Source organism: Chloroflexota bacterium (assembly GCA_026708035.1).
In the GTDB taxonomy this organism is placed as follows: Bacteria; Chloroflexota; UBA11872; order UBA11872; family UBA11872; genus JAJECS01.
The window spans coordinates 61,542-79,722 of record JAPOVQ010000030.1; the positions used below are offsets into that span (position 1 = coordinate 61,542).

The window sequence follows — 18,181 nt, forward strand, 5'->3', positions numbered from 1 at the left end:
CTCAGTCCAGCAGCCGGCTGCCCAACAGGTCGCGCACGCCGCCGACAAACTGCTTCGACGCCTGCATGAGCATGTCGCCGTCGTAGCCGTAGCTCATGAAGGTCGCGCCCTTGTCGGCCCATTCGAGCGACTCCTCGATCGAGCCGATGTGCGGGCCGCCCGCGATGCCGTGGCGCTTGACCGCCTCCAGCATGCGCTCGACGGAGTCCCTGATGTCCGGGTGGTGAATTTGTCCCGGAATACCGATGGTGGCCGAAAGGTCGGTGCGGCCGATCAGGATGGCGTCCAGGCCGGGCGTCGCGGCAATCTCATCGATGTTCTCGATGCCGAGTCCGCTCTCCACCTTGACGGCAGTCAAAACCTCGCGGTTCTGCCCCGCGGTCAGCTCGCCGCAGTCCGGCTCGGCAAACTCCGTATGCACGCCCGCCGTCAGCACGCCCCGCTTGCCCTCCGGCGGATACTTGCTGTAGCGCACCGCCATGGCCGCCTGCTCGGCCGTCTCGACGTGGGGCACGATCACCCCCATCGCCCCGGCGTCCAGCGGTCGGGCGATCAGGTGGTCCTCGACGCTGGTGGTGCCAGCAATGGGCACCATTCCGGTCAGCTTGGACGCCATGCAGATCGTCGCCAGCTCCGGATAGCCGGGCTGCCCGTGCTCCATGTCGATGTAGTAGAAGTGAAACCCGGCCGAGCCGAAGATCTGGGCCACGGGCGGGGACGCAAACGAGATGCTGCACGCCCCCAAGACCACTTGGCCTTCGCGCAAGGCGCGCGTCACGGGGTTGATTTGATGGTTGATGGCGGGACGGACGGCATAGCTGCTCATGGCGCTCCTCGGCGGCAGGGGCTCAAACCGCGCCAATGTATCGCAGGGCCGTGCTTTGGCAGTGGGCCACTGCGGTCGACCATAGGTAAATTCCTGCCTCTGCGCTGAAGTCCGGTGCCCTCTCCCTCGATGGGAGAGGGATAGGGTGAGGGTGCCGGGAAGGATTGCTCCAGACGCACGCACGCCTGAGGAATCATGAGTGAGCCGCTGCTCCTGGCCCTGTGGGAGCGCACTGCCCGGCCGCCGCGCGATACGATCAGGCGCGCCGCCTCACGGCAGGACCCCGCATGACCCAATCGCCGCTCCAAGTCGTCGTCACCTTCGATGCCCACGGTGTGGCCGAGGCGCTGGAGGACGTACCGGGCGTGCGTCTCGCCGCCGTGGGGGACGCGGATGTGGTCGCGCCGCACATCCGGACGGCCGACGTGCTGCTCGTGGGGGACTTCGACGCGGCCATGCTCGCCCGGGCGGAGCGGCTGCGGTGGGTCCACGCGGCCTCGGGTGGCGTCGAAAAGTTCTTGTTCCCCGAGTTCGTGGCCAGCCCCATTCCCTTTTCGTGCTCCAAGGGCGTGTTCGACACGCCGGGCGCCGAGCACGCCCTGGCCTCGATGCTCGGGTTCGCCCGCAATTTGATCTACGACGTGCAGCACCGCGCCGCGCGCGACTACGTCTACGGCTCGCCCACCGAGCTGCGCGGCAAGACGCTCGGTATCGCCGGCCTCGGCCGCATCGGGCGCGAACTGGCGCGCCTGGCCCAGGCCTTTGGCATGCGCGTGATCGCACTGCGTCGATCGGACGGCGGCGAGCACCCGCACGTCGACGAGATGTTGAATCGGGATGATCTCCCGCGCCTGCTCAGCGAGTCCGACTACGTCGCCGTGGCCGTGCCCAATACGCCCGAGACCCAGCAGCTGATCGGCGCCCCGGAACTCGCGCTGATGAAGCCGTCGGCTTTCCTGATCGATATCTCTGGGCGCGACGCCCTCTACGACCTGGACGCCCTGGCCGACGCCCTGCGCGACGGGCGCCTCGCCGGCGCCAGCCTGCAGATTTCGCCGCCTCCCGACGACTCGCCGCTGTGGGACATCGACACCTTTCACCTGTCGTTCCACCGGGCCACCTCGACGGAAGAAGAGCGTCGCTGGCTGGATCTCTTCACCGACAACATCCGCCGATTCCAAGCCGGTGAGCCCCTCCTCAGTCTGGTCGACAAGCACGCGGGGTACTGAGCGCCCAGCCCCGGTTGCCACCGCCGGGGCTGGCCGACACAATCCGCCAAACGCACCGCAAGGACCCTCCCCATGAGCGACCAACTCCGCCTGGCCATGCTCGGCGCCAAGCACGGACACGCGCGCACGAAGACGCGCTGGCTGCGCGACACCCCCGACATCGATCTCGTCGGCATCTACGAGCCCAGCCTCGAGTTCCGCGCCGACCGCGAGACCACCCCCGACTACCAGCACATCACCTGGATCGACGACATCGACGACGTGCTCGGCGACGCATCCATCGAGGGCGTCGTCATCGGTGGGGCCGAGGTCGAAAACCCGTCCTACGCCCGCCGGGCGCTCGCCGCCGGCAAGCACGTGCTCATGGAAAAGGCCTGCGGCTGGACCAAGGCCCACGCCGACGAGCTGATCGGCACGGCCCAGCGGAAGGGCTTGCTCTTCCAGGTCGGCTACAACTTCCGGCCGCTGCCGCCGTTTCGCCGCGTGATCGACATGGTCCGCGCCGGCGACTTCGGCACCGTGCACCTCGTGCGGGCGCACATGGGCTCGCCGTTCAGCGCCGACGTGCTTCCGCGCCAGCTTGGCGGGCCATACTTTCGCGGCGGCGCCTTCTACAACCTGGGCTGTCACGCGCTCGACATGGTCATGGCCGTCGCCGGCACTCCCAACGCGGTCCACCCGTTCAGGCGTCAGGTGCGCCCCGAGTCCCAGGCGCAGGACTACTACGACCTGAACATCGTCGTGCTGGAGTATCCCGAGACGCTGGCCTCGATCGAGTTGAGCTTTCTCGAAACCGAGAACCGGCGCCCGCGCAGCTTCGAGGTCTACGGCTCGGAGGCCCAGGCCATCGTGACGCCATTCATGATCGCCGGCGACCGCGTGCCCTCAGCCGCGATCCACACCGGCGGCCCCGGCGCCGGCGCCGACGGCTGGCACATCCATGGCGCCGATCCCTTCGAGCCGTTTCGGGCCGACATTGACGAGTTCTCGGCGTGCATTCGCGGCGAAAAGGAGCCGTGGATCGACTACGCCCACGACCTGGCCGTGCAACACACGCTGATGGACATCTGCGGCGAGAGCGACGTGGAGGAGCTCCACAGCTAGCGCCGTGTCTAAATCCCGCGGGTGCGTCCCTCCAGCGAGGCGCGCGCTTCGGGCTGGCCCTCGACGAGGCGCTGATCGCGCAACGCGCCGCCGAGGGCCTGCGCGTGCCGAATTGCCGCGGCGTCGCCCAGCTCCGAGTCGATCAGTTCCGCCAATAGGCGGTCGGTCAGCTCGCGCCGCACGTCCGCGTACGCGGGGTCGTCCCACAGGTTGTTGATGTCCTCCGGGTCGTTGACCACGTCGTAGAGCTCGCCGTAAGGCTGCCCGCCGTAGTGCAGCAGCTTCCACTGGTCGGTCACCAGCATCTTGACCCGAATCTCGATCGGCCCGTCGTGATCGACCGGCCAACTGCCGACGCCAGGACCGCGCCTCGGTTGCTTCGAGTCCAGCAATCGCCGGCCGCCGCCGCCCAAAACCGTGATGCGCTCCACGATCACCGCGTCGCGGTGGGTGTCGGTTTCGCCGCGCAGGAGCGGCGCGAACGAACGGCCTTCCATTCCGAGCAGGGGTTCGGCCCCGGCGAGATCGAGCACGGTTGGCGTGAAGTCCAGGTGCGTCGTCACGCTGTCGTACTTGCTGCCGGCGGCCACCGTCGGCGGATGCCGCCAGAGGAAGGGGACGCGGTTGACGGCCTCATACGACATCATCGGCTTCGCCGCCACGCCGTGGTCATTCAGCCCCTCGCCGTGGTCCGAGGTAAACACCACGTGCGTGGAATCGCGCAGGCCCAGCCGGTCCAGCTCGTCGAGCACGCGGGCCATTACGTCGTCAATGAATGTCGTGAGCCCGTAGTAGTGCGCCACGATCTCGCCGAAGTGGTCGCCCGACCACCCGACGTGCGTGTTGTATCCGCCGTAGGGCATGCCGTCGCGCGCCCATTGATAGGCCGGCGGCTTGCGGCTCACGTCTTCCCGCGGCACCGCCGCGGGCATCGCCGCCGGGTCGTACATGTCGCAGTAGGGCCGCGGCGGAGCGAACGGCTGGTGCGGGTCGGCGAATGACATCCATAGGAAGAACGGCTGATCGTCGTCGCGCCGGCGGAGCCATTCGATAGTGCGGTCGGCCGTCCAATGGGTGTAGTGCCATTCGGCGGGGATCGAGTTCTTCCAGCTGACGAAGGCGCCGCTCGGCTCCTCCAGGGCCTGGTCCTGGCGCCAGAGCCGCAGGCCCTCGGGGTGATTCCGCTCCAGCCACACGCGCCAATGTCCGGCGGGGTAGGCGTGGCCGGTGTGAATCTCGGCGTAGTCGAAGCCGAAGTACGGCCCGTACCACAGCCTGTCCTCGTCGCTGATCGGGGCCCCGGGCGGCGGCTCATCCGGCAGCACGTCCTCCAGGTCGGCGGTCTTGAAGTGCGCCTTGCCAATTAGCGCCGTGGTGTAGCCGGCCTCGCGCAGCGAATCGCCCAGCACCGGAATCGACTCGCTCATGTTTACCGCGTGGTCGAAGACCTGGTGTCCGCGCTGGCTGCGTCCCGTGATCATGCTGGCGCGGGCCGGCATGCAGATGGCGTTCGTCGGATAGGCGCGGTCAAACCGCATCCCGTCGCGCGCCAGCGAGTCCATGGCCGGCGTGCGGATGTGCGGGTTGTTGTGACCCATGGCGTCCCAGCGTTGCTGGTCCGTGGTGATGAAAAGGAAATTGGGACGCTGCTGGTTCGCCATGACTGCTCCTGCTACTCCGTGGCTCGGAGATGGAATTCGTGCGCGCCGGCGCCGACGGCCGCGATGGTCACTGTGTCCGTCCCAACGTCGACGCCGGACGGTGGCCGGTCCAACGACGACGCGGCGCCGTCGATCACTAGCTCGATCTGTCCCGCATCGGTTCGCGGCAGCACGACCTCCGCGGATACGCCCTCGGGCACCGTGACCTGAAGCTCGAAGGCGCCACCGTTCCGTTGCCAGGCGACCTCGATATCACCCTGCGGCGCGGGGTGGACGCCGCGCGCCCACTCCAATCCGCCCGGCCGTGGGCGAATCTCGCAGGTCGAGAACCCGGGACCGGTGGGGTCCACGCCCAGCACGCGCGCCAAAAGCACGGTGCCGGTGAGCACCCCGCCGCTATGCACCAGGCTGCGGACGCCTGCCGGTCGCACGCGTTGCTCGGTGGCCCAGGTGGCCATCTGCTCGTCGCGCACGATGCCGTTGCCGGCCGTGAAGTTGTCCCAGCCCTCCCAGATCGTGGGCTGGTCGGACGCGCCCATCATGAAGGCGTAGCGCTCGCTGAGGCGCTCGCTGCCGCCGGGCCGTGGCCCAGCCAGCATCAGCGCATCCGCCACGTAGCCGTAGAACAGCGGGGACGTGGGCACCATGTCCTCCGGCGGGTTCGCCAGATGGTCCGCAATGCTCGCGGTCTGTTCCGGCGTCGCGACGCCGTACATGACTGCCAGCGAGTTGCCCAACTCGCTCACCACCGGCGATTGCGCGCCGTCGCGCACCGCGTCCACGAATAGCCCGCGCGACTCGTTCCAGAACTTCTCCCGGACCGTCGGGCGCACCTGTCGGGCGATCTCGCGCCAGCGCGCGGCGTCGTCGTCCCGACCAACATCGTCCGCCAACGCCGCCGCGTCCTCCAGGCTTGCCACGTAGAGGCAGTTGGTGATGATGCTCGCCCCGCGGAAGTCGTTGGGGGTCCAATCAATGTGATAGAGCGGGTGCACCCACGTCAGCAGCCCCGTCGTCCGGTCGCGGTGCGGGACGAACCAATCGAGCTGCTTCCGCACGCTGGGATACAACTCATCCAGCACCCAGCGTCGACCGCCGTAGAGGTAGATTTCGCGAATGCGCGTGCTCCACTGCAGCATGAAGTGCTGGTTCACGTGCGTCGGCCAGAAGCTGGGCGGAAAGGCCATCATCAGGTTCCCGTCGCCGCGGTCGCTCAGCGTGAACAAGCGGAAATAGCGGTCCACCACGGGGAGATCGCCCCAGGCGACGTGGGTGAACCGTCCCCCATGGCTGCCGTCGCCGGCGCTCCAGGGCACGCGCTCGCGGTAGGAATCGCAGACCAGCGTATCCTCGATGTGCGACTCCATGGTGTCGACGCACGCCGTCCACACCTTGGTCAGCACCTCGTCCGAGCACTCGAACCGCCCACGAACGTCGGCCGGATAGCGGTATTCGTTCAGACCGATCGACTGGAGCCGCACTGCCTCGTGCCGGCTTCGAACGGTGACGTGCAGATAGCGGAACTGCCGATACTCGCCGACCTGCCAGGTCTGGCGGCCCTCGCGGGTGATGACGCGGTCGCCGTAGCGCAGCGCGGCCGGAATGCGCCCGCCCAGCAGTTGCTGGCCGTAGGTCACGTCCAGGATGGCCCCGGCAGGCGCCTCGAACTCGAGTCGGGGATAGCCGAAGAGCTGCCGGCCGAAGTCCACCACCATGTACGGCGCGCGAATCCCGTGACCGGGGGCGAACACGCTTTGCAGCGTTGCCGCCGAATCGTCGGGTGTCAGCGTCGCCGACACCTCGTCCGCAATCGCGTTCTCCAACGGCAGGTGCGGCTCGCTGTAGAGCAACTCGGGAATGTCGATCTGGCCCGACCGGCCCAGGTCGATGGTCTCGCCCACGTCCACGACCTCGCGCGGATAGAGCATCCGCTCTTCCATCTGCGGGATTTCGCGCTTCTCGAAAACGAACCACTCCACGTCGTTGCCGGTGATCTCGACCGCGCGCGCCCAATCGCCGTCGTCGAAGTCCAATTCCATCCAATTCGCCGGGTCGGCCCCGGCGTCGTAGACCTCGATGAAGCCCACGAGGCTGTTGATGAGCTCGACATCGGTGCGCCAGCCCCGCGCGGGTTGCAGCACCCAGTCCGAATCGGTGCCAATGGTCCGTGCCGAGCCGTCTGCCAGGGTGAGATCGAGCTGCGCCCAGAGTCCCGCCCGCTCGCCGACCGAGTAGGACGAGCCGCTGCTGCTGCCCCAACCCGTGCCGCGGCTGCCTTCGATCCCGTAGTGATAGACCTGCACGGCGATGACGTTGCGTCCCGACGCCAGGTGCGCCGCCACGTCATGGGTGTCGTAACTCTTGCGGCGTGGATCGCTGCGCGCCGGTCCGCGCCCCAGATAGCGTCCGTTGACCCACAGCACATAGCGGTCCGCCGCGGAGACGTGCAGCTCCGCTTGCGTTGCGTCGCCCTCCAGCTCGAAGGACCGCCGGGCCATGAGATAGCAGTTGCGCGGCTTGGGCTCGCCGTCGGTCCAGATCCAACGGGCCGGCCAGTGCGAAACCGCCGTCAGCTCCGGTGGGGTGGTCGAATACATGGCTCACTCCCGGCAACGCCCAATCGCCGCATGGTAGCGCCAGCGGCGGCGGTCACAGTCGATGACGTCGTCCGAAGCTAGCTCGCGTCCGTCCAAATGCCTCGACTACCTGCAACGCAATTCGATTTGGCCAGCGGCCGGTAGACACAAGACTCATGGCTGTGTGACGTTGGAGCGCTCCCGGCCGCTTACGAGGCCGCTGATGGATTGCCTGTGACGGGAATTGGCGGCAAGGTCCAAACTCGCCGCAATCTGTTGCGCGGTGCGTCCGCCGCACTTTTCGGCGCGGCAGGCGCGGCAGTGCTGGCGGCGTGTGACGAGGCGCAGGTCGTCGAGAAGGTCGTGACCAAGGAAATAGTCTTTCCCCCAGACTCCGATCCCGAAATAGCAATCCCGGACGGTCCGCTCAGCGGTGAGACGCTGACAGCCAGCGCCAGCGGCGCGAACACGCAGGACATCTTCACGCCGCTGCGTCAGGTCAGCAGCAAGCAGGCCTTTGTCACCGACTACGTCTTCATGCCCCTGTGGTATGGCGACACCTGGGGTGACGGCGCCACTCCCGCGCTGAGCGGCCAGTGGGCGCCCGGCGTGGCCAACAGCTGGGACGAGGTCGAGCGCAACCGCGTCTACAACTTCCATCTGAACCCGGATGTGGGTTGGCACGACGGCGCGCCCTTGACCGCCAGTGACGTGCTGTTCGGCATCGAGATGGCATTCGACACGAACTACAAGAACAACAAGCACAAGACCGACTGGGGCGACATCGCCGGCGCCAAGGCGTGGGGTGACAACCCGACGGACAGCGCCGAGGACATCGAGGGCATCTCCGTCATCGACAAGATGACGGTCCAGGTGGCGCTCGAGGAGCCGGACCCGTACTGGTGGGCCGCCGGAAGCAAGATCTTCCCCATGGCGCGCCACCACTACGCGGGGCTGGACAAGGCGATCGCGACCGAGGCGCGGGCCACGAGCTTGCTCGGCAACGGCCCGATGATCTGGGAGCGCTACGTCACCCAGAAGTTCGCCGACATGGCAGCGAACAAGAGCTACGCCTACGGCGCGCCGTATGTGGATGACTACATCGTGCGCTACGGCGACGGCGAGGCGCTGAACGCGGCCACCGAGGCCAACGAGCAGCCCAACCCGATCGACTTCCACCGCGCGGCTGGTTCCACGCAAACCGAGGCCTTCACGAGTCTGGCGGCGCAGCCGCACCTGCGACCGTTCCCGCAGCGCTCGCCGTTCGGGGCACACGTGTTCTTCAACCAGACCGCCGAGGTCTTTGCGGACATGACCCTCGAGCAGCAGTCGCTGGTGATCGAGGCCATGGTGCGCGCGGTCGACCGTGAGACCATGAACAACGAGCTGTACGGCGGCACGCTGCTCATCTCGGACTACATCTTCGAGCACATCGCGCTGCTGCAGGATCCGCCGGAAGGCACCTTCCGCGACCTGTCCTACGACCCCGACGAGGCCCGGGCCCTGCTCGAAGAGGCCCAGTGGGACTCCGAGAAGGTCATCAGGTGGATTAAGTGGGGCGCGCCGTCGGCTGCGGACCTGGCACTCAAGACCTACTGGGACGAGATCGGTGTCCGGATCGAGTTCCTGCTGGTCAGCGGTTTAGCCGTGATCGAGAAGCTGTACCAAGAGCGCGTGCACGAAATGGTCTTGGCGAACATGGGCGGCGCCCAGAATCCCCTGGACGCATGCCTGCGCGTGTGCAGCGACCGGGTCTACGAGCTCGGAGGCTGGAACCACTCGAACATCAACCGCCCGTGGATCGACGAGATGTTCGCGGCGGTGTTCGCGGCGGAGACGCAGGAAGAGAAGCGCGAGCTCTGGCTGGAGCTGGCCGCCCGGTTGCACTCCAAAGGCAACATGGTGGCCGGTCTGCTATGGCGCGGTTCACTGCTCAACGTGTACCACCGCCGAGTTAATGGCGCCTTCTGGATGCAGCACTACGCCACTCCGGTTCGGTCCCCGATCAACCAAGTGTGGATCGACCCAGATTGGGAATTGCGGTAGCGCCAGCGGCGGCGGTCGACGGCCGCGAGGCGCGAGTCTGGCCTACTCGGGCGTCACCTCGACCGAGAGTCGGCGCACGTCGGTTTCGGCAAGCTCAGGGCCCGACGCACGCCCGTACAGCGTGAGGTAGCACAGCCCCGGCGCATCGCCTTGGATCGGCAACCGGCGCTCGGAGCCGTTGACGTTGACAATCGCTTCGCCGCGGCCGATGTCCCAGGCCACGGTTACCGGCGTCCACATGCCCGCCGGCAGCTCTGCGATGCCCAGGGACGCGTCCACGGCCCCATCCGTCCGTCGGTCGTTCGGACGCCAGAACGCTTCATCCAGCACGAGGTCAACGCCAAGCGCGTCCGCCGCGCGCCGAATCTCGAAACGCAGCTCGCCTTTCGGACCGAAGGGGAAGTTCCGCACAGCCGCCGTGGGCCGCTCGTCCACGCGGTGTAGCCGCAGCATCGCCTCGCCGTCCTCGTGGGCCACGCCGACTCCGCCGCAGCCGTTGGTGGACCAGCCGCGCAGCCCATGCGTAAAGTCGTCGGCGTCGGTCGTTTCGGTCAGCACGTCGGGGTCGAAGACTACGTAGTCTGTCTCGACTCTTCGCCAGCCGGCAATCACGTGCGCGAACTGGACCAGGACGCGGCCGTCGGATAGCGGGTTGATGATCGGGTAGCTCACCTGGTCGTCCACGTTGTCGTGGTCGATCTGCCGCGCGAACTCGCGGTAGCCCTGCCAGGTGGCCCCGTCGTCATCTGAAATGGCGGCATTCATGACATGCCGCGACGCGTGGACGTTGCGCGCCTCGCCGCCGAAGGGCGGGCCCTGCGTGTTGTTCCAGACGAGCATCAAGCGCCCGTCGGCCAGGCGCGCGGCGGAGCAGGGTGAGTTTGGCGCTCGAAAGCGCGTCGGCTGCGGCGGGCTCCAGGTGCGGCCATCGCTCGAGAACGACTCGTAGAGGCGTCGGAACTGGGTGCGAATGACCATCCAGACCCGGCCGTCGCCAAGCTCCGCGGCCGTGGGCTCAACCGCCCCCGAGTGGCTGTGGCGCCCGCCCGAGGGCACCGGGATTTCCGTTGAGTCCGCGTGCCACGTGCGCCCGCCGTCGTCCGAATAGCACGACTTGGCGACGTTCTTGCCGGCCTCGCGGTCGAAATCGTAGAAGTGCAGCGGCAGCAGCAGCCGTCCGGTGGAAAGCTGCGTGAACCCCAGCAGCGCCCCGGTGTATTCACGGCCGTAGTCGACCCGGTGCGGGGGTTCCCAGGTGGCGCCGCCGTCTCGTGACGCGACGTGGAAGACGTCACAACGCATCTCGTCGCGACCCGGACGCTCGATGTCCTTGGGCCACTTGAGGAACCGCATGCCGATTCCGTGCAGGTCGCCGTTGCGGTCGACGAGGGCTCGACCAAGCGTCCAGAGCCCCGCGCTGCCGGGCATGGTGTGCACTATCTCCGACTCGGACCAGACGATGGGTATGCCGCGACCGCGTCGCATCACCAGGCGCTCCGGCGTCCACGGATCGTCGAAGGCCGCGCCCCCCAGCGTCTCTTGGAAGGGAGGCTTTCCCTCGGCCGTCAGCGTGAAGAACTGCCCGTTGGGCAGCTCGACGATCTGCCCGAGCCTGGTGCCGGCGCGGTAGCGGGGAGTGGCGAGCATCGGGTCGTCCCTTTCTTTCAAAGGCAAGACCGGCGAGCGGCGCGCAAGCCTACCAGCGGGCCGGGGAGACCTTGGGATACGCTGCGGAATCGCCCGACGGGAGAGCCGCGCATGGCCAAGCCGCACCGAATGACGCCAGACGAGATCAAGACGCAACTCGAAGGCCCGGTGATGTCGATTCCAACCAGTTTCCTGGCCGACGGCCCGATCGACTACGACGGCGTCGCCAACATCATCGAGACCGGAATCGCGGGCGGCACCCAGGTCGCGCTGCTCACGATCGGCGACAGCCAGTTCGCCTACATGCGCGAGCAGGAAGTGGCGGACATCACGCGTTTCGTCGTGGAGCGCACGGCCGGACGCGCGATGGTCGTCGCCGCTACGGGCCTATGGGCCACGACGCAGTCGGTTGAGTTCGCGCACTTCGCGCGCGAGGTCGGCGCGGACGTGGTGATGGCCGCGCCATCCGGTCAGCTGGGCGATCCCGTCGGCATGGCGGCCCACTACAAGGCCGTGGCCGCGGTCATGCCCGTGATGGTCGTCGGCTTTCCGCCGCACGAAATGCTGCATCGGCTGGTGGACGAGCCGAACATCTGCTGCATGAAGGAAGACGGCACCGACGCCTACGCCGTGCAGACCATCGAGGAGTTCGACGGCCACTGGAAGTTCATGAGCGGCGGCAAGCTTGGGCGCCACATGCTGCAATGGACCTACGGCTGCCGCAGCTTCATGGACTGGTCCACCAGCTTCGCGCCCCAGGTGGGCAACCGGTTCTGGGAAGCGCTCCAATCCGGCGACGTGCCCGACGCGGCGCGAGTGGTGCGGGACATCGAGACACCGCTGTTCGATTTGTCCGGCCATCCCAAGGTGGTTCGCATTGGCAAGGCATTCCCCGGCGGGTGGCAGTCGCTCTGGCGCGCGTGCCTGGAGCTGAATGGCATCGCGTCGCGGCACCTGCGGCTGCCGCACACGTCGGCGGATGAGGCCGACCTCGAGCGAGTCAAGCCGGAGCTCGAGCGGCTGGGCCTGGTGGGGGCGTCCTCCGGCTAATCGACGTCGCCCCGGTCCGACGGATGATCGGCGCGTCGCCAAAATGAACGGCATTCGCGCGGCAAATGCGTCAGACGCCGCGTGACCTCGGTCGGATAGCCGTCAGGTCCGTGCGAACGATCGGCTGAAGGTAGCGGCTACTCGCCCGACTGGCTGCGCCCGCGCACGTCGAAGGCGTCGCGCAGGCCGTCACCCATGAAGTTGATGGACAGGACCGCAATGCTGATCGCGGCGCCCGGAGCGATCCACAGCCACGGGAATCCGGCCAGGAAGGCGATGCCGCGCGCGCTGTTGATCATGGAGCCCCAGCTTGCGGCGGGCTCCGTCACGCCGAACCCGAGGAAGCTCAGTCCGGCCTCGGCGAGAATCGCGCCGGCCACGCCCAGGGTGATGGCCACGGTCACCGGACCGACGATGTTCGGCAGGATATGGCGCGCGATGATGTGCCGTTGACCGGCGCCCAGGGCGCGCGACGCCATGACGTACTCCAGCTCGCGCATCACCAGGATGTTGCCGCGGAACAACCGCGCCAGGCCGGGCCAGCCGAAGATTCCGATGATTACCATGATGTTGAAAATATTCGGGCCAGTAATACCGGCCAGAATGATGATCAGAATGAACGTCGGGAAGGTCATCACAAAGTCCGTGAACCGCATTAACGCATCGTCGATGTATCCGCCGGCGAGTCCCGCAATGGATCCGATGATGAATCCGATGACGACGTAGATGGAAACCGCCACGATGCCCACCGACAGCGACACGCGCGCGCCCTGCAGAATGCGGCTGAACACGTCGCGCCCGACTTGATCGGTCCCCATCCAGTTCACGGTGTCCGGGGGTCGGTTGACTTTGTACAGGTGCGGCTTCTCGGGATCGAACGGCGACACGACGGCCTGGCTGGCGGCCAGCAACGCCATGATGATGAGACAAATGAATCCCGCGAGGGCCAGCTTGTGCGAGAGGAATCGGCGAATCGCCCGTCGAAACGGCGACAGCTCCGGGGGAAGGTGGATGAGGCTGTCGTCGGCCGCCAGATCCGCAGCCGCCTGAGACATGCCCCCACCAGTCTGAGAGGCGGATGCGCCCGTAGCTCGGCTCTCGGTGCTCATGCGCCCCTTCGCTCCTGACTCACGTGTGGCGCACGCGCGGGTCGACCCACGCATACGCAATGTCCGTAAGGAGATTTGCCGCCAGCGTAATCACTGACGAGATGATCAGCACGCCCATGATGACCGGGTAGTCACGCTGCAAGAGGGCCGTGTAGCCCAGCAAGCCGATTCCCGGCCAGCGAAAGATCGTTTCGACAATCAACGCGCCGCCGAACAGCACCGGCAGCCGCAGACCGATCAGCGTGACGATGGGGATCAGCGCGTTGCGGAACACGTGCTTCCAGAGAATCAGCCGCTCACTGAGTCCCTTGGCCCGGGCCGTCGTCACAAAGTCGGCGGAGATGGTGTCGAGCACGGACGCACGCGCATAGCGCATCAGGCCGGCGATGTCGTTCATCGCCAGCGCGAACACCGGCAGCACCGCGTGGTGCAGCAGGTCCCAGTTGATGCCGGTTTCGCCACCGGGCGTCCACATGCCGAACGTTGGGAACCACCCCAGCGTCACCGCGAAGATGAACATTCCCATCAGGGCGAAGAAGAACTCCGGCACCGACAGCATGAAGAACGCGCTGATCGTGAGCGTGTAGTCCAGGCGCGAGTACTGGTAAAGCGCGGAAATCACACCAAACAGCAAGCCAAGGGCCAGGCCTACCGCCACCGTGGCCGTCATCAAGCTGATCGTCGGCGGCAGCCGGTCGAGGATCAGTTCCAGCACGGGCACATTGTGCGTCTGGATGGAGTAGCCCAGATTGCCTTGGATGGCTTCCTTCAGCCAGAGGAAGTACTGCACGGGCACCGGCTTGTCGAGTCCGTACTGGGCGAGAAGCTCGTCGATCTCGTGCGGGCCCATATAGAGCATCTCTTCGGGATCGATCAACGCCTGAATCGGGTCGCCCGGTGCGAGCTGGAAGACGATGAACGAGGTCAGGGACAGCAAGAACATCAGCGGAATCGAGATGAGAACGCGACGGATGATGTATTGGGTCATGTCATCCCTTCACGCCGAAGCGTATTCCGTGAGTAGCGCGTCCGCCGTGCGCAAGAATTCCGGGCACGCGCATGCTACTCAATTCACGTTGTGACCGGCAACACGGCGAACGGCACGGTCGGCGACGCGAGGATTCGCTGGGTCGCAATTCCAATCGGACTCTGGAGATTCGCGCGGCGCGAGCCGACGTGGTGTACTCGGGTCACGACGGTTTCGCGGCCCGGCGGGCCTCAAAGGAGCTCAGGCCCATGCTGACCACGGCGACCTATGCCCGCGGCGGACGGCGCGCCACCATCTCGGTCGAGCGCATCGACACGTTTCTCGAGTACACCGACACCATCGTCAACTTTCCGGGAATCGTCGTGCTCGACGGGGATCGGCTGGTGCTGAGCGCCAATCACGCCCGCCACGGCGACTTCGACGGCGAGCCGCTGCGCACGTTCCTGTCCGAGGACGGCGGCGCTTCCTGGACGCTGCTGGGTTTCGACAGCCCCTTCCTGGACGCCCACCCGCTGACCGGCGAGAACTATCTCACCTTTGCCGGCGGCAACCGCGGCTATATGCGGGACGGAACCATCACCCACATTGACGTCCACCAGGCCGACCTCGAAAAGCGCGCGTGGAGCCGGCGCGAAGGCCCGATGCACGCCATCATGCAAACGCCCGACCCCACGTTTCGCTGGCGGCGCTGGAGCGGCGCCGGCGAGCCGTTGGAGAACCGCCTCATCACCCTTCAGAACACACCCTGGGAGACGGGGTCCTACGAGAACTACGCCAGGATTCTCGAGCTCGGCAACGGCGAGCTGCTCACGGCCATGGGGGTGCTGGCCGGCGCGCCGCCGCGCCTCCCCGGCGTGGACCGCCGGGGCCGCCCGCATTTCAACATGCGCTTCTCGGTGGGCATTGTCCGCTCGCACGACAACGGCGAAACCTGGGAGGTCACGGAGGCGCTCCATCCCTGGGAGCACGAGCAGGTCTACGGCCCGCACGACCGGCCCGTCGACGAAGGATTCGACGAAGCCGACCTGGAGATCGCGACCAACGGCGACCTGGTGCTGATCATGCGCAGCGGCTCCTACTCGCCGATATTCCAGACGCGCTCCACCGACGGCGGCGACACTTGGACCGAGCCGGAGAACATGGGCTGGCCCGCCGTGAAGCCGCGGCTCCACCTCCTGTCGAACGGCGTGCTCGCGGCCATCTCGGGTCGTGGCGGCTATGGGCATCCGCAAGTCACGCACGTGACCCTGAGCCTCGACGGCACCGGCAACCATTGGGAGACGCCCTTCGCCTTCCACACCGGACCCGGGTGCTCCTACACGACGACATTCGTCAAGGACGGCCAGCTGCACGTCGTCTTCTCGCACTCCGACTTCACCCGCGAGATGGGCACCAATCAGCTGCCCTCACAACGCATCCGGCGAGCGGTCATCAACGTCGAGGCCCAGGATGTTTGATCGGAGGCACGCATGATCCGCAGCGCGATTTACACCGACGGCACGCGCTCGGTGCGCATCGGCGTCGAGCGCATCGACACCTGGCTGGAAGACCACGAGTCGATCATCAACTTCCCCGGCGTCGTCGAGCTCGACGGCGACCGGCTCTTCATTACCATCCACCACGGCCGCCACGGCGGCGAGGAACCAACGTGGGCCTTTCTTTCCGATGACGCCGGCGAAACCTGGCGCCGCTTGCCCAACGACTTTCCCCTGCTCTCCCGCGATGCGCGCACCGGCCTCATCAACGAGACCCATGACTCGGGGGTAACCGGCCACCTGCGCGACGGCTCGTTCGTGCGCATCAACCACAGCACCGAGCACGCGCTGAGCGTGGGCTACGACCGCGCCCACGGGACCTATCACGAGCAGTTTCAGGAGGAAGACCCCACGTTTCGCTTCCATCGCTGGACCGCCGACGGCACGCCAATCGAGAGCTTCCCCTTCAAGGTGCGCGGCATCCCCTGGGATCGAGCGTCCTACCAGTGCTATTCGCGCCTGCTCGAGCTCGACGACGGCGACTTCCTCACGGCATTGGAGTGGGTCAGGATCGTGCCGGAAGCCGAATGGCAGACCCTGCCCAACCGCGTGCGCAAGACGATCACCAGCGTCTTCATCGTGCGCTCCAGCGACCGCGGCCGGAGCTGGGACTTCGTCCACGCGTTCGACGCCTACGCGCTCAAGCCGACCTACGGCCCCGCCGACCGCCGGTTGGACGAAGGCTTCAACGAGGCCGACCTGGTCAGGCTCGCGAACGACGATCTCCTGTGCATGTTCCGCACCGGGTCGTACTCCCCCATGCACATGTCGCGCTCCGAAGACGGCGGGCGTACCTGGTCGACGCCCGTCAATGCCGGGTGGCAAGGCGTCAAGCCGCGCTTGGAGCTGCTACCCAACGGCGTGCTGGCCTGCGCCGCCGGACGCGGGGCCTACGGCCACCCGCAGGTGACCCACGTGACCCTCAGCCTGGATGGCACCGGCCGCCACTGGGAGGCGCCGTTCGCCTTCCACACCGGTCCCGGCTGCTCCTACACCTCGACCATGCAGCGCGACGACCGGCTGCACGTGGTCTACTCCCACTCCGACTTCACGCGTGACATGGGCACCAACCAGCTGCCGTCGCAGACCATTCGCCGGGTCGTGTTGGACGTCTCCGTTCTCGATGACTGACCGGCGGCGCCACGGAAACACGCCGGCACGCCGCCGCGCAGGAGGTTTATCCCCATGATCGAGTCCGCCACTTACACCGACAGCCAGCGCACCGCAACGCTGAGCGTCGAGCGCATCGACACCTGGCAGGAAGACACCGAGGTCATCCTCAACTTTCCCCATGTCATCGAGCTTGCCGACGACTGCCTGTTCATGCGGTTCAGCCGCTCGCAGCACGCCATCGCCGACGAGGAGCCCCATCGCGACGCCTTTTCGACCGACGACGGCGAATCGTGGGGCGATTCGCCGCTGGGCATGGAGTTCGGCGGCGGCAGCCTGGGCTATCTCCGCGACGGCACGATCATGCGGTTGGAGCACAACACGGTCGAGGCCAATCGGCGCACATGGGACAAGCACGTCGGCCCGTTCCACCTCGTCATGCAAGAGGACGACCCGACCTTTCGCCTGCGCACCTGGCGCTCCAACGGCGACCCCATCGACAGCCTCGAGTTCAAGATCGCCGGGCTGCCGTGGGAGACCGCCTCCTACCAGACCTACGCCAAGATTCTGGACCTCGACGACGGCAGCCTGCTCGCCGCCATGGAGGCCCAGGTTGGCCCTCCGAGAAAGACCGACCAGATCCGCGACGACGGCCGGCACCGCTGGGAAATCACCATGACGACCTTCATCGTCCGGTCGCGCGACCGCGGCCGGACGTGGGATTTCGTCACCGCCTTTCGACCCGAAGAGCTGAACCTGGTCTACGGCGGGGGCGACCGTCCCGTCGACGAGGGGCTCACCGAGGCCGACCTGGTCGTCGCTGCCAACGGCGACATCCTCTGCGTCAACCGCACCGGCTCGTACTCCCCCATGTGGCAGACGCGCTCGACCGACGGCGGGCACACCTGGGTAACGCCGCATCCGGTCGGCTGGCAGGGCGTCAAGCCGCGGCTCAATCTATTGCCCAACGGCGTGCTCACCTGCGCCGCCGGCCGCGGCGGCTACGGCCACCCGCAGGTCACCCACGTGATGATCAGCCTCGACGGAACCGGCAACCATTGGGAAGCGCCGTTCTGCTTCCACACCGGTCCGGGTTGCTCCTACACCTCCACGCTAGTCCGGGACGGGAAGCTGCACGTCGTCTTCTCCGACTCCGATTTCACGCGGCCCTTCGGCACGCACAACCTGCCCTCGCAGCGCATCCGACGCGCCGTCATCGACGTGCGCGTCCACGACAGCTGAGCGGCGGCGCGACGAAGGCAGTCAGCGCCTCCGACGGTTCGACACGCACCGAGCCCCG

13 protein-coding genes are annotated in these 18,181 nt (G+C 66.9%); 7 read left to right on the forward strand and 6 right to left on the reverse strand.

Annotated elements, in window-relative coordinates:
* Position 1: 1 nt before the first annotated feature.
* Positions 2-826: an aldolase/citrate lyase family protein gene (locus tag OXG33_12665; GenBank protein ID MCY4114768.1), complete on the reverse strand. Its 825-nt coding sequence runs from the start codon at positions 824-826 to the stop codon at positions 2-4.
* A 287-nt stretch (positions 827-1,113) separates the two neighbouring features.
* Here OXG33_12665 and OXG33_12670 point away from each other — a divergent pair, with 287 nt between their 5' ends.
* Positions 1,114-2,055, forward strand: coding sequence for a D-2-hydroxyacid dehydrogenase (locus OXG33_12670; GenBank protein ID MCY4114769.1), 942 nt, complete (start codon positions 1,114-1,116; stop codon positions 2,053-2,055).
* Between the two features lie 72 nt (positions 2,056-2,127).
* On the forward strand, positions 2,128-3,159 hold the full coding sequence (locus OXG33_12675; GenBank protein MCY4114770.1) for a Gfo/Idh/MocA family oxidoreductase: 1,032 nt from the start codon (positions 2,128-2,130) through the stop codon (positions 3,157-3,159).
* Between the two features lie 8 nt (positions 3,160-3,167).
* Here the strand turns inward: OXG33_12675 and OXG33_12680 are convergent, their stop codons facing one another.
* A complete protein-coding gene (locus OXG33_12680) occupies positions 3,168-4,820 on the reverse strand; it encodes a sulfatase-like hydrolase/transferase (protein ID MCY4114771.1) in 1,653 nt (550 codons plus the stop codon).
* Positions 4,821-4,831: 11 nt separating this feature from the next.
* Positions 4,832-7,417 (reverse strand): family 78 glycoside hydrolase catalytic domain, encoded by a 2,586-nt coding sequence (locus OXG33_12685; GenBank protein MCY4114772.1) that lies wholly within the window; start codon positions 7,415-7,417, stop codon positions 4,832-4,834.
* A 213-nt stretch (positions 7,418-7,630) separates the two neighbouring features.
* Here OXG33_12685 and OXG33_12690 point away from each other — a divergent pair, with 213 nt between their 5' ends.
* Positions 7,631-9,442, forward strand: coding sequence for an ABC transporter substrate-binding protein (locus OXG33_12690; protein MCY4114773.1), 1,812 nt, complete (start codon positions 7,631-7,633; stop codon positions 9,440-9,442).
* A gap of 42 nt (positions 9,443-9,484) precedes the next feature.
* On the opposite strand, the gene OXG33_12695 is transcribed toward OXG33_12690, so the two are convergent.
* Positions 9,485-11,089: a sialidase family protein gene (locus OXG33_12695; GenBank protein ID MCY4114774.1), complete on the reverse strand. Its 1,605-nt coding sequence runs from the start codon at positions 11,087-11,089 to the stop codon at positions 9,485-9,487.
* A 111-nt stretch (positions 11,090-11,200) separates the two neighbouring features.
* On the opposite strand from OXG33_12695, the gene OXG33_12700 reads away from it, so the two are divergent.
* The gene (locus OXG33_12700; GenBank protein MCY4114775.1) at positions 11,201-12,139 is read left to right on the forward strand and encodes a dihydrodipicolinate synthase family protein; all 939 of its coding nucleotides are present in this window, start codon (positions 11,201-11,203) and stop codon (positions 12,137-12,139) included.
* Positions 12,140-12,276: 137 nt separating this feature from the next.
* Here the strand turns inward: OXG33_12700 and OXG33_12705 are convergent, their stop codons facing one another.
* Both OXG33_12705 and OXG33_12710 read right to left on the reverse strand, forming a co-directional pair.
* A complete protein-coding gene (locus OXG33_12705; protein MCY4114776.1) occupies positions 12,277-13,194 on the reverse strand; it encodes an ABC transporter permease in 918 nt (305 codons plus the stop codon).
* 73 nt (positions 13,195-13,267) lie between these two features.
* Positions 13,268-14,236: an ABC transporter permease gene (locus OXG33_12710; protein MCY4114777.1), complete on the reverse strand. Its 969-nt coding sequence runs from the start codon at positions 14,234-14,236 to the stop codon at positions 13,268-13,270.
* A 248-nt stretch (positions 14,237-14,484) separates the two neighbouring features.
* On the opposite strand from OXG33_12710, the gene OXG33_12715 reads away from it, so the two are divergent.
* From OXG33_12715 to OXG33_12725, 3 genes are read left to right on the forward strand one after another with little or no spacing between them, the layout of a single operon-like run.
* Positions 14,485-15,693: a sialidase family protein gene (locus OXG33_12715; protein ID MCY4114778.1), complete on the forward strand. Its 1,209-nt coding sequence runs from the start codon at positions 14,485-14,487 to the stop codon at positions 15,691-15,693.
* A gap of 12 nt (positions 15,694-15,705) precedes the next feature.
* The gene (locus tag OXG33_12720) at positions 15,706-16,902 is read left to right on the forward strand and encodes a sialidase family protein (GenBank protein MCY4114779.1); all 1,197 of its coding nucleotides are present in this window, start codon (positions 15,706-15,708) and stop codon (positions 16,900-16,902) included.
* Positions 16,903-16,956: 54 nt separating this feature from the next.
* A complete protein-coding gene (locus OXG33_12725; GenBank protein ID MCY4114780.1) occupies positions 16,957-18,123 on the forward strand; it encodes a sialidase family protein in 1,167 nt (388 codons plus the stop codon).
* The last annotated feature ends 58 nt before the right edge of the window (positions 18,124-18,181 follow it).